Source organism: Limimaricola sp. AA108-03, assembly GCF_050847355.1.
GTDB lineage: Bacteria > Pseudomonadota > Alphaproteobacteria > Rhodobacterales > Rhodobacteraceae > Limimaricola.
The window spans coordinates 2,101,389-2,113,826 of the sequence record NZ_CP193755.1 but is presented as its reverse complement, the minus strand read 5'-3'; the positions used below and the strand labels follow the sequence as shown (position 1 = coordinate 2,113,826).

14 protein-coding genes are annotated in these 12,438 nt (G+C 68.4%); 9 read left to right on the top strand and 5 right to left on the bottom strand.

The genetic code is table 11. The annotated features are described in order from the left end of the window. Positions 1-4 precede the first annotated feature (4 nt). The gene (locus ACRAQ3_RS10320; RefSeq protein ID WP_432254563.1) at positions 5-451 is read left to right on the top strand and encodes a GNAT family N-acetyltransferase; all 447 of its coding nucleotides are present in this window, start codon (positions 5-7) and stop codon (positions 449-451) included. 11 nt (positions 452-462) lie between these two features. On the opposite strand, the gene grxD is transcribed toward ACRAQ3_RS10320, so the two are convergent. From grxD to ACRAQ3_RS10295, 5 genes are all read right to left on the bottom strand, one after another. After that, positions 463-846, bottom strand: a complete 384-nt coding sequence (grxD, locus tag ACRAQ3_RS10315) for a Grx4 family monothiol glutaredoxin (RefSeq protein WP_085895746.1) — start codon at positions 844-846, stop codon at positions 463-465. 26 nt (positions 847-872) lie between these two features. Then, positions 873-1,115 (bottom strand): BolA/IbaG family iron-sulfur metabolism protein, encoded by a 243-nt coding sequence (locus ACRAQ3_RS10310; protein WP_085895747.1) that lies wholly within the window; start codon positions 1,113-1,115, stop codon positions 873-875. Between the two features lie 93 nt (positions 1,116-1,208). Next, a complete protein-coding gene (gene purL / locus ACRAQ3_RS10305) occupies positions 1,209-3,398 on the bottom strand; it encodes a phosphoribosylformylglycinamidine synthase subunit PurL (RefSeq protein WP_432254562.1) in 2,190 nt (729 codons plus the stop codon). A 296-nt stretch (positions 3,399-3,694) separates the two neighbouring features. Beyond that, a complete protein-coding gene (locus ACRAQ3_RS10300; protein WP_432254561.1) occupies positions 3,695-4,225 on the bottom strand; it encodes a glyoxalase superfamily protein in 531 nt (176 codons plus the stop codon). Positions 4,226-4,348: 123 nt separating this feature from the next. Continuing rightward, positions 4,349-5,254 carry a LysR family transcriptional regulator gene (locus ACRAQ3_RS10295; protein WP_432254560.1) on the bottom strand — a complete coding sequence of 302 codons (906 nt, stop codon included), beginning with the start codon at positions 5,252-5,254 and terminating at the stop codon, positions 4,349-4,351. A 253-nt stretch (positions 5,255-5,507) separates the two neighbouring features. Between ACRAQ3_RS10295 and ACRAQ3_RS10290 the strand changes: the two genes are divergently transcribed. From ACRAQ3_RS10290 to ACRAQ3_RS10255, 8 genes are all read left to right on the top strand, one after another. After that, positions 5,508-6,407, top strand: coding sequence for a lysophospholipid acyltransferase family protein (locus ACRAQ3_RS10290; protein ID WP_432254559.1), 900 nt, complete (start codon positions 5,508-5,510; stop codon positions 6,405-6,407). Further along, positions 6,385-7,197, top strand: coding sequence for a glutamate racemase (gene murI, locus ACRAQ3_RS10285; RefSeq protein ID WP_269395949.1), 813 nt, complete (start codon positions 6,385-6,387; stop codon positions 7,195-7,197). Before ACRAQ3_RS10290 ends, murI begins: the two co-directional genes overlap by 23 nt. Before the next feature lie 53 nt (positions 7,198-7,250). After that, positions 7,251-8,279 carry an N-acetyl-gamma-glutamyl-phosphate reductase gene (gene argC / locus ACRAQ3_RS10280; RefSeq protein WP_432254558.1) on the top strand — a complete coding sequence of 343 codons (1,029 nt, stop codon included), beginning with the start codon at positions 7,251-7,253 and terminating at the stop codon, positions 8,277-8,279. Next, on the top strand, positions 8,279-8,737 hold the full coding sequence (ccmE, locus tag ACRAQ3_RS10275) for a cytochrome c maturation protein CcmE (protein ID WP_269395947.1): 459 nt from the start codon (positions 8,279-8,281) through the stop codon (positions 8,735-8,737). The genes argC and ccmE overlap by 1 nt, the downstream gene beginning before the upstream one ends. A 45-nt stretch (positions 8,738-8,782) precedes the next feature. Next, positions 8,783-9,394, top strand: coding sequence for a holin-associated N-acetylmuramidase (locus ACRAQ3_RS10270; protein ID WP_432254557.1), 612 nt, complete (start codon positions 8,783-8,785; stop codon positions 9,392-9,394). Further along, positions 9,385-9,942: a holin family protein gene (locus ACRAQ3_RS10265; protein WP_432254556.1), complete on the top strand. Its 558-nt coding sequence runs from the start codon at positions 9,385-9,387 to the stop codon at positions 9,940-9,942. The genes ACRAQ3_RS10270 and ACRAQ3_RS10265 overlap by 10 nt, the downstream gene beginning before the upstream one ends. A gap of 79 nt (positions 9,943-10,021) precedes the next feature. Then, complete coding sequence (locus ACRAQ3_RS10260) at positions 10,022-11,995, top strand: heme lyase CcmF/NrfE family subunit (RefSeq protein WP_432254555.1); 1,974 nt, start codon at positions 10,022-10,024, stop codon at positions 11,993-11,995. Beyond that, complete coding sequence (locus tag ACRAQ3_RS10255) at positions 11,992-12,435, top strand: cytochrome c-type biogenesis protein (protein ID WP_269395943.1); 444 nt, start codon at positions 11,992-11,994, stop codon at positions 12,433-12,435. Before ACRAQ3_RS10260 ends, ACRAQ3_RS10255 begins: the two co-directional genes overlap by 4 nt. The last annotated feature ends 3 nt before the right edge of the window (positions 12,436-12,438 follow it).

The following is a 12,438-nucleotide window of genomic DNA, read 5'->3' as shown; positions in this document are numbered from 1 at the left end:
GGCCATGCGCCTCAGGCTGGCCCGGGCGGCGGACCGGGATCGGGTCGACGAGATCGTCACATCCGCTTACGCTCCCTATATCCCGCTGATCGGTCATGCGCCCGCGCCGATGCGCGCCGATTACGGTGCGCTGATCGCGGCGGGGGTCGTGCATCTGCCGGACGAGGCAGGTCCGAGCGCGGCGCTGATGGTGCTGCTGCCGCGGCCCGATCATCTCCTGCTCGACAACATAGCCGTGCATGCCGACGCACAGGGCCGCGGGCTGGGCCGGGCGTTGCTCGGCGCGGCCGAGAACATGGCACGGCGGGCCGGGCTGCCCGAGATCCGGCTCTATACCAACGCGGCGATGCAACGGAACCTGCGCATCTATGCCATGGCCGGATATGAAGAGACCCGGCGGGCCCATGAGCAGGGGTTCCACCGGGTCTTCATCTCGAAGCGCCTGTCTTAAGCGCCCTTGGCTCAGCCCTTGTTGGCTTCGCGGATCTTTTCGGCGGCGTCGCGGTCGAAGGCCACGCCGTTCTTCTCGAACAGTTGGTCCAACTCGCCCGAGAGCGTCATTTCGGTGATGATGTCGCAGCCGCCGATGAATTCGCCCTTCACGTAGAGCTGCGGGATCGTCGGCCAGTCGGAGTAATCCTTGACGCCCTGACGGATGTCGTTGTCCTCGAGCACGTTCACGTCGCGAAACTCGAGGTTCATGAAGTTCAGCACCCCGGCGACGCGGCTGGAAAAGCCGCATTGCGGCATGGTCTTGGTGCCCTTCATGAAGAGCACCACGTCGTTCGACTTGACGATCTCGTCGATGCGGGCCTTGGCGTCGGTCGCGTTGTCCTGCGCGGTCATATGCGTGTCCTTTGCGGGAATGGGGGTCAGTCGGGCGCCTTGGTGGTCAGCGCCAGCGCGTGCAGATCGCCTGCGGGCCCGTCCATCCGGCCCTTGAGCGCGGCGTAGACGGCGCGCTGCTGCTGCACCCGGTTCAGGCCGCGGAAGCTCTCGTCGATCACCTCGGCGGCGTAGTGATTGCCGTCTCCGGCGAGGTCGGTGATGGAGATCTTCGCCTCGGGAAAGGTCTCTCGCAGGAGATCCTCGATTTCCTGTGCGCTCATCGCCATGTCTGTCTTCCTCGCCTGTTCATGTCGCTTCAGATGTAGGCGGCGCCCCGGCGGCACGCAAGGCCGCCGCCGGGGCAGGGGGGAGGCCGCGCCTCAGACCGCCAGCTCGGCCTCGGCCGCCGGAATGTGCAGCGCGGTCTCGAACGCGGTGCGGAAGAGCGTCGAAAGCTCCGACAGCGGCGCGGTGGCACCGCCGAGGCTCACCGTCGTGCCGCCGAAGCGGCCGACCCGCGCCAGCGCGATCCCGGCGGAGCCGGCGGCGGCCTCCAGCGCCGCGGCGCTGTCCTCGTCGGCGGCGATCAGGTAGCGGCCCTGATCCTCGCCGAACAGCGCCGCCGTGCCGGTGACGCCGATCTCGACGCCCAGCCCTGCGCCCTCGGCCATCTCGAAGGCAGCCAGCGCCAGCCCGCCATCCGACAGGTCGGTGCAGGCGCGAATGAGCGCGTGGTTGTCGCGCACGAAGAGGCCATGCGCCTTCTCGGCCGCCAGATCGACATGCGGCGCATCGCCCTCGTCGCGGCCCAGCATCTCCCACAGCAGCGCCGAGCGGCCCAGATGCCCCTCGGTGGTGCCCAGAACCAGCGCCACGTCGCCCTCGCGCGGCTGCGTGCCGATGGCGCGGTCGGCGGTCTCGATCAGCCCGACGCCGCCGATGGTCGGTGTGGGCAGGATGCCGGTGCCGTCGGTCTCGTTGTAGAGCGAGACGTTGCCCGACACGATCGGGAAGTCGAGCGCTTCGCAGGCCTCGCCGATGCCCTTGATGGCGCCGACGAGCTGGCCCATGATCTCGGGCTTTTCGGGGTTGCCGAAGTTGAGGTTGTCGGTCGCGGCGAGCGGCTTGGCGCCGGTGGCGATCAGGTTGCGCCACGCCTCGGCCACCGCCTGCTTGCCGCCTTGATAGGGGTTCGCCTTGACGTAGCGCGGCGTCACGTCGGAGGTGAAGGCCAGCGTCTTGTCGGTGCCGTGCACCCGCACGAGGCCCGAGCCCGCACCCGGCGCGCGCGCCGTGTCGCCCATCACCATGTGGTCGTACTGCTCCCAGACCCAGGCCTTGTGGGCGTGATTGGGCGAGCCGATCAGCGCGCGCAGCCCCTCGATCGCATCGACCTCGTCGACCAGCGGCAGCGGCGCGGGCGCGGGCGTCTCGACCCAAGGGCGATCATATTCCGGCGCGGTGCCCGACAGCGCCTTGAGCGGCAGGTCGGCCTTGGTCTCCCCCTCGTGGATGATCAGGAAGCGGTCCTCGGGGATCGTCTCGCCGACGATCGCGAAGTCGAGGTCCCACTTGTCGAAGATCGCGCGGGCCACGGTCTCCTTTTCGGGGCGCAGCACCATGAGCATCCGCTCCTGGCTCTCCGAGAGCATCATCTCGTAGGCGGTCATCGCCTTTTCGCGGCAGGGCACGCGGTCGAGGTCGAGCCGGATCCCGAGATTGCCCTTGTCGCCCATCTCCACCGCCGAGCAGGTGAGGCCGGCCGCGCCCATGTCCTGGATCGAGATCACCGCGCCCGAGGCCATCAGTTCGAGGCAGGCCTCCATCAGGCGCTTTTCGGTGAAGGGATCGCCCACCTGCACGGTCGGGCGCTTGTCCTCGATCGTGTCGTCGAACTCGGCCGAGGCCATGGTGGCACCGCCGACGCCGTCGCGCCCCGTCTTGGCGCCGAGATAGACCACCGGCATGCCGACGCCCGAGGCCGCCGAGTAGAAGATCGCGTCCGCATTGGCGAGGCCGGCGGCGAAGGCGTTGACGAGGCAGTTGCCGTTGTAGCTGGGGTGGAACCGCACCTCGCCGCCGACATTGGGCACGCCGAAGCAGTTGCCGTAGCCGCCGATGCCCGACACCACGCCCGAGACGAGGCGGCGGGTCTTGGGGTGCTCGATCTCGCCGAAGCTGAGCGCGTTCATCGCGGCGATCGGGCGCGCGCCCATGGTGAAGACGTCGCGCAGGATGCCGCCGACGCCGGTCGCGGCCCCCTGGTAGGGCTCGATATAGGAGGGGTGGTTGTGGCTCTCCATCTTGAAGACCACCGCTTGGCCGTCGCCGATATCAACGACGCCCGCATTTTCACCGGGGCCGCAGATCACCTGCGGGCCCTCGGTCGGCAGCGTGCGCAGCCATTTCTTCGAGGATTTGTAGGAGCAGTGCTCGTTCCACATGGCCGAGAAGATGCCGAGCTCGGTGAAGCTCGGTTCGCGGCCGATGATCTCGAGGATGCGCGCGTATTCGTCGGGCTTGAGCCCGTGCGCGGCGATGAGGTCGTCGGTGATCTGGGGGTCGGACATGCGGGCGCTCTCCTGCTGGTCGCGCGCGTCATACAATCGGGACGCCGCAGGGGAAAGCGGGTTTCGACGACCGGGAATTCAGGGGGCAGGGGCCGCACCGGCCCGTCCCGCGATCCAGTCGCGCGCGAGGAACATGTCGAGCAAGACGCCGCCGTCATTCGGTTGCCGGGTGGCAATGGGTGGCCTCTGAGCCGAAGTGCGGCAGATTTTTCCATCATGAGACAGTTCGCCGTGCCGATCGACCGCGTCCCGAGCAGGCTGGAGCAGCGCGGCAGGAGGGTTGAATGCGGGCTGGCTCAGCGCTCTTCGCAAAAACGCAGACGGTTCGAGAACGGATCGATGACGATCATCTCGTCGCCCCACGGCCGGGTCTCGATCTCCGGGCGGGCGTTGGGGTGCCGCTTGGCATGCAGGCTGTCCCGAAAGGCGCTCAGCCCCTCGACCGGCAGATATGCCGCGGCGCCGGGGCTGGCATCGCCGTGATGGCCGCTCAGATGCAGCACCGCCCCGCCGCGCGCGATCTCGGCATAGAGCGGTTTGTTCGGGGCAAAGCGATGCTCCCACTTCACGCGAAATCCGAGGAAGTCGATGTAGAAGCTGCGGGCCAGCGCCTCGTCGAAGATTCGGAAGATCGGCACCGGCATCGCGAATTTCGGCGGCTGGGAAAGGGGATCGAAGCTTCGCATCCTGCCACCCTCCGGCTGTGACGCCGACAGGGTGCCCCCGCCTACCGCCCCGAACAAGACAAAAGAGGCAAAAAAAAGCCGGGCACACAGGCCCGGCAAGTCCAACAGGGAGGTATGAAGCGATGCGCCGCAAAGCAGCATCGGCTTCGAAAGCTGAAATATATAGCGGTTAGTGAACGATCAAGTTCAAAACCCCTGCCATAGCGGCAAGGCCGTCATGCGCCCAGCGCATGACTATCTATTGGGCAGTTGCGGCGGAAATGCCTAATCGCCGAGCTGTTCGCGAAGTTTGCGGCGATGCGCCTGCACTTCCTCCTGCACGAAATCGCGGAAGGCGGCGACGCGCTTGGACTGCCGCAGCTCCTCCGGATAGGCGAGGAAGACCGGCACTTCTCCGGACTCCAGATCGGGCAGCACCCGCTGCAGCGAGGGGAAATGCTGCGGCAGGTAATCGGGCAGCACGCCGACACCGAGATCGTTGAGCACCGCCTGCAGCACGCCGAAGTAATTGTTCACCGTCAGCAGCGAGGGGATGTTGTAGCTCAGCAGTTCCTGCACCATCGCGGCACCGGCCGAAACCTGCGCCGAGCTGGGGTTCTGGCAGATCAGGCGGTGGTTCTCGAAATCCTCGAGCTTCTCCAGCGGTCCGGCGCGGTCGAGATAGCTCTGCGTCGCGTAGAGCCGCATCTTCACGTTCATCAGCCGCTTGCGGATCAGGTCGGCCTGGCTCGGCTCCTTCATCCGGATCGCCACATCGGCCTCGCGCATCGGCAGGTCGAGCACGCGCTCCTCGAGGATCAGGTCGATCTTGAGATTGGGATAGGCCTCGTAGAGCTTGCGCATTCGCGGCGCCAGCCACAGTGTGCCGAAGCCGATCGGCGTGGTCACCCGCAGCTCGCCGAACACCTCCTCCTCGCTGTCGCGGATCCGCGCCGAGGCGGCTTCGAGCCGCTTGTTCATGGCGCGGGTCGCGTCGAACAACAGTTCGCCCTGCTCGGTGAGGATCAGCCCGCGCGCGTGGCGGTGGAACAGCGTCGTGTTGAGCTGCTCCTCCAGCGCCCGGATCTGCCGGCTCACCGCCGACTGGCTCAGATGCAGCGAATCGCCGGCGTGGGTGAGGCTCCCCGCATCCGCCACCGCATGGAATATCCGCAGCTTGTCCCAGTCCATCGCCTATCCGTCCTGCCGTGTCCGTTGCGCCCGGCCATCTATGGCGCGGCGCGGTTCCTGCAAAGCGCCTGCGCGATATTTCGCGCCGATGCGAGCGGAACCGGGCGCAGCATAGCGGGGAATTGCAAGATTTGTTGAATTTCTGGGCCCGAATGCCGGAACGTCGTCATCCGCTGCCGCAATTCCTTGCGTCATCTGCGCGTCATGCACCGGTGCGACCCTTCCTGTGCTTGGGCGCGGAAAGGGTTTGGCCATGCGACATGAGCTGCTGGCACGAGAGATCAGCTATGCCGGCAGCGCCCGCAGCCGCGGGGGGCGGGCCCTGATCCGCGCGATGGAAGCGGCCTCCGGCCGCCACAGGCTGATCCGCCGGGCGCGCGGCTACGAGGCCGATCTCGCTGCCGGAGAGGACGTCTGGAGCGTCATGGCACGCCGCTACGGGCTGGCGCTGGAGGTGACCCGGGGCGCGCTCGAAACGATCCCGGCGCAGGGGTCGGTGATCGTGGTGGCGAACCACCCCTATGGCATTCTCGACGGTCTGATGCTGGGCCACCTGATGTCGCGGCGGCGCGGCGCGGATTTCAGGATCCTCGCGCACAAGGTCTTCGGGGCCGCCCCCGAAATCGCCCGTGTCGTGTTGCCCGTCGATTTCGACGGCAGCCGCGCGGCGGCGCAGAAGAACCTCGCCACCCGGGCATTGGCGCTGGCGCATCTGGGCGAGAACGGCGCGGTCGGCATCTTTCCGGGCGGCACCGTCTCGACCGCGGCGAAACCCTTCGGCATCCCCGGCGACCCGGTCTGGCGCAGCTTCACCGCCAAGATGGTCGCGCGCTCCGACGCCACGGTGATACCGGTGTATTTCGAGGGCGCCAACTCGCGGCTGTTCCAGGTGGCCAGCCACCTGCATTACACGCTGCGCATGGGCCTGATGCTGCGCGAATTCGGAGCGCGCACCGATACGCCGGTGCGCGTGGCGATCGGCGATCCGGTGCCGCGCACGGCGCTCGACGCGCGCCGCGACGACCCCAAAGCATTGATGGATTTCCTTCGCAAAGCCACGTATGAGCTGTCTCCGACGCCCCGATCCACGGTGATGGGGCACGAATTCGAGAGCAGATACAGGGTGCGCGATGGCGGTCGGGATTTTCGATAGTGGCTTGGGCGGGCTCACGGTACTGGACGCCATCGAACGGCGGCTGCCCGATCTGCCGCTGGTCTATTTCGGCGACAACGCCCATGCGCCCTACGGTGTGCGCACGGCCGACGACATCTACGAGCTGACGACGCAGGCGACCGAACGGCTGTTCGATGCGGGCTGCGATCTCGTCATCCTCGCCTGCAACACCGCCTCGGCCGCGGCGCTCCGGCGCATGCAGGAGGGCTGGGTGCCCCGGGACAAGCGGGTGCTCGGTGTCTTCGTGCCGCTGATCGAGGCGCTGACCGAGCGGCATTGGGGCGACAACTCGCCGCCCCGGGAAGTCGGCGTGAAGCATGTCGCGCTCTTCGCCACCCCGGCTACGGTGAGAAGCCGCGCCTTCCAGCGCGAGCTGGCCTTCCGCGCCATCGGCGTCGATGTCGAGGCGCAGGCCTGCGGCGGCGTGGTCGACGCGATCGAGGAGGGCGACATGATCCTCGCCGAGGCGCTGGTGCGCTCCCATGTCGACGCGCTCAAGCGCAAGATGCCCGAGCCCGACGCCGCCGTCCTCGGCTGCACCCATTACCCGCTGATGGAAGAGGTGTTCCAGGACGCGCTGGGCCCGCAGGTCAAGGTGTTCAGCCAGGCCGACCTCGTGGCCGAGAGCCTTGCCGACTATCTGCAGCGTCGCCCCGAGATGAAGGGTCCGGGCACCGAGAGCCTGTTCCTGACCACCGGCAACCCGAAGAACGTGTCGAACCGCGCCACGCAGTTCCTGCGCCGCAAGATCGAGTTCATCCCGGCCTGATCGTTGTCCGAGGCGCGCCGCGCCCCTACCTGTCTTTCGACGAGGACCAATCCATGACCCATTCCGCCGCCATTCTCGGAGCCTCCGGATATACGGGGGCCGAGCTTGTCCGACTGATCGCCACCCATCCGGGGATCGAGATCGCGGCGCTGTCGGGCGACCGCAAGGCCGGCATGGCGATGGGCGAGGTGTTCCCGCATCTGGGGCATCTGGAACTGCCGAAGCTCTGCACCATCGACGAGATCGATTTCTCGGCCATCGACATCGCCTTTTGCGCGCTGCCGCATGCGATGAGCCAGGCGGTGATCGCGGATCTGCCCAAGGATCTGAAGATCGTCGATCTCTCGGCCGATTTCCGTCTCAGGAACGACGGCGAATACGAGAAGTGGTACGGCAAGCCGCATGCCGCGATGGAGTTGCAGGCCGAGGCCGTCTACGGCCTGACCGAGTTCTACCGCGAAGAGATCCGCGCGGCGCGGCTCGTCGCCGGGACCGGCTGCAACGCCGCCACGGTGCAATTTGCGCTAAGGCCGCTGATCGAGAAGGGGCTGATCGACCTCGACGACATCGTCTGCGATCTGAAGAACGGCGTCTCGGGCGCGGGCCGCTCGCTCAAGGAGAACATGCTCTTCGCGGAGCGCTCCGAGGACGTGCTGGCCTATTCCGCTGGCGGCACGCATCGGCATCTGGGCGAATTCGACCAGGAGTTCTCCCAGATCGCCGGGCGCGATGTGCGCATCCTCTTCACCCCGCATCTGGTCCCCGTGAACCGCGGCATCCTCGCCTCGTGCTACGTGAAGGGCGATCCGCAGGCCATCCACGAGGCGCTGCGGTCGCGCTATGCCAACGAGCCGTTCCTTCGGGTGCTGCCCTTCGGCAAGCTGCCGGGGATGAGCCATGTGCAGGGTTCGAACTTCTGCCATCTGGGCGTGGCGGGCGACCGCGTGTCGGGCCGCACTCTGGTGGTCTCGACCCTCGACAATCTGTGCAAGGGGTCTTCGGGTCAGGCGTTGCAGAACGCCAACCTGATGCTGGGCCTGCCCGAAACGGAGGGGCTGATGCTGGCCCCGGTCTTTCCCTGATGCGCGGGCTCAAGAAAACCCGGAGGATCCAGGTCCTCATCCTCGCGGCGGTGGCGCTGGCGCTGGCCACCGGCATCATCGGCTACGCGATGCGCGACGGGATCAGCTTCTTCCGTTCGCCGGCACAGCTTCTGGCCGAGCCGCCCTCGCCGAACGAGGTGTTCCGCCTCGGCGGTCTGGTCGAGGAGGGCACGCTTTCGCGCGGTCAGGGCGAGACGGTGACCTTCTCGGTGACCGATGGCGCGGCCTCGGTGCCGGTCGCCTATACCGGCATCCTGCCGGACCTGTTCGAAGAGGGGCAGGGCATGGTCGGGCAGGGCCGCTGGAACGGCGAGCGCTTCGAGGCGATCGAGATCCTCGCCAAGCATGACGAGAGCTACATGCCCAAGGAAGTGATCGACGCGCTGGAGGAGCAGGGCGTCTACAAGGCACCGAACGCCGCGTCGCCGTCGAATTAACGAAGCGGCGGCATTCTCCCATCCGGGGTCACGGAGGGGTGCGGAATGAAAAGCGTGGAACAGATCGCGGCGGAGATCGTCGCGCGGGAAGGCGGCTATGTCGACGACCCGGACGATCCGGGTGGTGCCACGAATTACGGCGTCACGATCGGCACGCTGCGCAGGCTCGGCCGCGATCTCGATGGCGACGGCGTGGTCACCAAGGCCGATCTGAAGCGGCTCACCGCCGGGCAGGCGGCCGATATCTTCGTCGAGCACTACTTCAGGAGACCGCGCATCGACGCGCTGCCCGAGAGCCTGCACGCTTCGGTCTTCGACATGTATGTCAATTCGGGCGCCAACGCGGTGAAGATCCTGCAGCGCCTGCTGGTGGCGATGCGTATCCCCGTCGCCATCGACGGCATCATCGGCCCGCAGACCATCGCCGCCGCGGCCCGGGCGCAGGCGGCCGCGCCCGACCATCTCGCCGATGCCTACGGCATCGCCCGGCGCAACTACTACTACGCGCTGGCGGATCGTCGCCCGGCGAGCCGCAAGTTCGCGCGCCGCCGCGACGGCGGCAAGGGCGGCTGGATTCGCCGCGCCGAGGAGTTCATCTCGCCGCGCTATCACCTGAGCGAGGCGCAACATCGCGAAAGGGTGGCGGCATGGGGCTGATCGGTGGATTGCTGACGACGCTGTTCGGTGCGCGCCGCAACGTCGTGGTCGAGACGGTCGAGGCGTTTCGCGAGAACGCCGAGGCCGGGGCCGGGCGCGCCTCGGAACACCGCGCGGCGGTGCTGGCGCAGTTCGCCGCCGAGATGGCGCGCGAGCGGCGCGGTGGCTGGGACCGCTTCATCGACGGGCTGAACCGGCTGCCACGCCCGGCCATGGCCTTCGGCACGCTGGGCCTGATCGGGGCCGCCATGGCCGATCCGGTCTGGTTCATGGCGCGGATGGAGGGGCTGGCGCTGGTGCCCGAGCCGCTGTGGTGGCTGATGGGGGCGATCGTCAGCTTCTATTTCGGGGCTCGGATGCAGGCGCATGGCCAGAGCTTCGAGCGCGGGATGGTCGAGGCGCTCGCGCGGATGCGCGCCCACCGGCCCGACCCGATCCCGGGGCCCGCGCCCGCGCCGGCAGCCTTGCCATCGCCGCGCGCGACCGGGCCCGAAGCCCCTTGGGCGCCGAACGCGGCGCTCGACGACTGGCGGCGCAGGCAGCCGTGACCGGCCTTCCCGCGGGGGAGCGACGATCCGCCCCGCCCCCGAGATAGCGTCCGAAGGGCGGATCGGGTAGAACCGACGCATGCTGATCGAACTCGGACATTTCGCCCTGATTCTGGCCTTTGCCACCGCCATCGTGCAGATGGTGGTGCCGCTGGTCGGCGCGCAGAAGGGCTGGCGCGGCTGGATGGGCGTGGCCGAGCCCGCCGCCACCGCGCAATTCGCGCTCACCGCCTTCGCCTTCGGGGCGCTGACGGTGGCCTTCGTCACCTCGGATTTCTCGGTGGCCCTCGTGGTCGCCAACTCGCATTCCTTGAAGCCGATGATCTACAAGATCAGCGGCGTCTGGGGCAATCACGAGGGCTCGCTGCTGTTGTGGCTGCTGATCCTGTCGGGTTTCGGCGCCTGCGCGGCGTGGTTCGGCGGCAACCTGCCCGAGGCGCTGCGCGCCCGGGTGCTGGCGGTGCAGGCCTCGATCGGCGTCGCCTTCGGGGCCTTCCTGCTGTTCACCTCGAACCCGTTCCTGCGGATGGCGGTCCCGCCCTTCGACGGGCAGGATCTGAACCCGCTGCTGCAGGACCCCGGCCTCGCCTTCCACCCGCCGTTTCTCTATCTCGGCTATGTCGGCCTCTCGATGTCCTTCAGCTTCGCCGTCGCGGCGCTGATCGAGGGGCGGGTCGACGCCGCATGGGCGCGCTGGGTCCGGCCCTGGACGCTGGCGGCCTGGCTGTTTTTGACCATCGGCATCGCGCTGGGCTCGTGGTGGGCCTATTACGAGCTGGGCTGGGGCGGCTTCTGGTTCTGGGACCCGGTCGAGAACGCCTCCTTCATGCCGTGGCTCTTCGCCGCCGCGCTGCTGCACTCGGCCATCGTCACCGAGAAGCGCGAGGCGCTGAAGAGCTGGACCGTGCTGCTCGCGATCCTCGCCTTCAGCTTTTCGCTCCTGGGCACCTTCATCGTCCGCTCGGGCGTGCTGACGAGCGTGCATGCCTTCGCCAACGACCCCGAGCGCGGCGTCTTCATCCTGATGATCCTCGGCGTCTTCACCGGCGGCGCACTTACTCTCTATGCGGCGCGGGCGCATGCGATGGAGGCCAAGGGCGTGTTCGGGCTGGTGAGCCGCGAGAGCGCGCTGGTGGCCAACAACGTGCTGCTCGCGGTGGCGGCGATGGTGGTCTTCGTCGGCACGCTCTGGCCGCTGATCGCCGAGATGGCGTTCGGGCGCGTGCTCTCGGTCGGACCGCCATTCTTCGACGCGGCCTTCACGCCGTTCTTCGTGGCGCTGGCGCTGCTGCTGCCGCCCGGCACGCTGTTCGCGTGGAAGCGCGCGCAGGGCGCGCGCGTGCTGCGGCAGCTCTGGCCCGCGCTGACGCTGGCGGGTGCGCTGCTGCTGCTGGGCTATGCGCTGGGCTCGGGGCGCTCGGCGCTGGGGCCGCTCGGTCTGGCGCTGGGTGGCTGGGTGGTCGGCGGCGCAGGCGTCGATCTCTGGGCGCGCTCGGGTCGCGGTTCGGTCGCCGCACGGCTCCACCGCCTGCGCCGCCTGCCGCGCGCCGATTGGGGCCGCGGGCTGGCGCATGCGGGTCTGGGCGTCACCATCATCGGCATCGCCGGGCTTCTGGCGTGGGAGCGCGAGGATATCCGCGTCGCCCAGATCGGCGAAAGCTGGAGCCTGGGGCGCTACGAGATCACGCTCGACGCGGTGCGCGAGGCCGAGGGGCCGAACTATCTCACCACCATCGGCGAGATGACGGTGCGCGCGGATGGGCGCGAGGTCGCGACCCTGCTGCCCGAAAAGCGGTTCTACCCAGTGGCGGGAATGCCCACCACCGAGGCCGGCATCGATGGCGGGATCTGGCGCGACCTCTATCTCGTGATCGGCGATCCGCAGGATGGCGGCGGCTGGGCCGTGCGCAGCCATATCAAGCCGATGGCGGCCTGGATCTGGGGCGGCGCGATCCTGATGGCGCTGGGCGGGGTGGTTTCGCTCACCGACCGGCGGATGCGGGTGGCGGCGGGGGCGCGGCGCGCACCCGTGGCCACGGTGGCGGCGGAATGAAGCGGCTCGCGCTCATCCTCGCGCTGGTCGCGGCGCCCGCCTTCGCGGTCGAGCCCGACGAGGTGCTCGACGACCCGGCGCTCGAGGCGCGCGCCCGCGAAATCAGCGCCGGGCTGCGCTGCCCGGTCTGCCGCAACGAGAGCATCGACGAGAGCAATGCCGGCGTCAGCCGCGACCTGCGGCTGATGGTGCGCGAGCGGCTGGTCGCGGGCGACAGCGACGCCGAGGTGGTGCGCGCCGTGGTCGATCGATACGGCGAGTTCGTGCTGCTCAAACCCGATGCCAGCGGCGCCAACCTCGTGCTCTGGCTCGCCGCGCCGGGGCTCCTGCTGCTGGCGGGCGGCGTCGCCTTCGTCTCGATCCGCCGCCGCGCCTCGGGGCCGGAGGACCGGCTGAGCGAGGAGGAGGAGACGCGTCTCAGGGACATCCTGAAGCCCTGACGC

Excerpts from the sequence above, each read along its gene's own strand:
- ACRAQ3_RS10320 (WP_432254563.1), top strand. The coding sequence starts at position 5 with ATGCGCCTCAGGCTGGCCCGGGCGGCGGACCGGGATCGGGTCGACGAG.
- grxD (WP_085895746.1), bottom strand. The coding sequence starts at position 846 with ATGACCGCGCAGGACAACGCGACCGACGCCAAGGCCCGCATCGACGAG.
- ACRAQ3_RS10310 (WP_085895747.1), bottom strand. The coding sequence starts at position 1,115 with ATGGCGATGAGCGCACAGGAAATCGAGGATCTCCTGCGAGAGACCTTT.
- purL (WP_432254562.1), bottom strand. The coding sequence starts at position 3,398 with ATGTCCGACCCCCAGATCACCGACGACCTCATCGCCGCGCACGGGCTC.
- ACRAQ3_RS10300 (WP_432254561.1), bottom strand. The coding sequence starts at position 4,225 with ATGCTGCTTTGCGGCGCATCGCTTCATACCTCCCTGTTGGACTTGCCG.
- ACRAQ3_RS10295 (WP_432254560.1), bottom strand. The coding sequence starts at position 5,254 with ATGGACTGGGACAAGCTGCGGATATTCCATGCGGTGGCGGATGCGGGG.
- ACRAQ3_RS10290 (WP_432254559.1), top strand. The coding sequence starts at position 5,508 with ATGCGACATGAGCTGCTGGCACGAGAGATCAGCTATGCCGGCAGCGCC.
- murI (WP_269395949.1), top strand. The coding sequence starts at position 6,385 with ATGGCGGTCGGGATTTTCGATAGTGGCTTGGGCGGGCTCACGGTACTG.
- argC (WP_432254558.1), top strand. The coding sequence starts at position 7,251 with ATGACCCATTCCGCCGCCATTCTCGGAGCCTCCGGATATACGGGGGCC.
- ccmE (WP_269395947.1), top strand. The coding sequence starts at position 8,279 with ATGCGCGGGCTCAAGAAAACCCGGAGGATCCAGGTCCTCATCCTCGCG.
- ACRAQ3_RS10270 (WP_432254557.1), top strand. The coding sequence starts at position 8,783 with ATGAAAAGCGTGGAACAGATCGCGGCGGAGATCGTCGCGCGGGAAGGC.
- ACRAQ3_RS10265 (WP_432254556.1), top strand. The coding sequence starts at position 9,385 with ATGGGGCTGATCGGTGGATTGCTGACGACGCTGTTCGGTGCGCGCCGC.
- ACRAQ3_RS10260 (WP_432254555.1), top strand. The coding sequence starts at position 10,022 with ATGCTGATCGAACTCGGACATTTCGCCCTGATTCTGGCCTTTGCCACC.
- ACRAQ3_RS10255 (WP_269395943.1), top strand. The coding sequence starts at position 11,992 with ATGAAGCGGCTCGCGCTCATCCTCGCGCTGGTCGCGGCGCCCGCCTTC.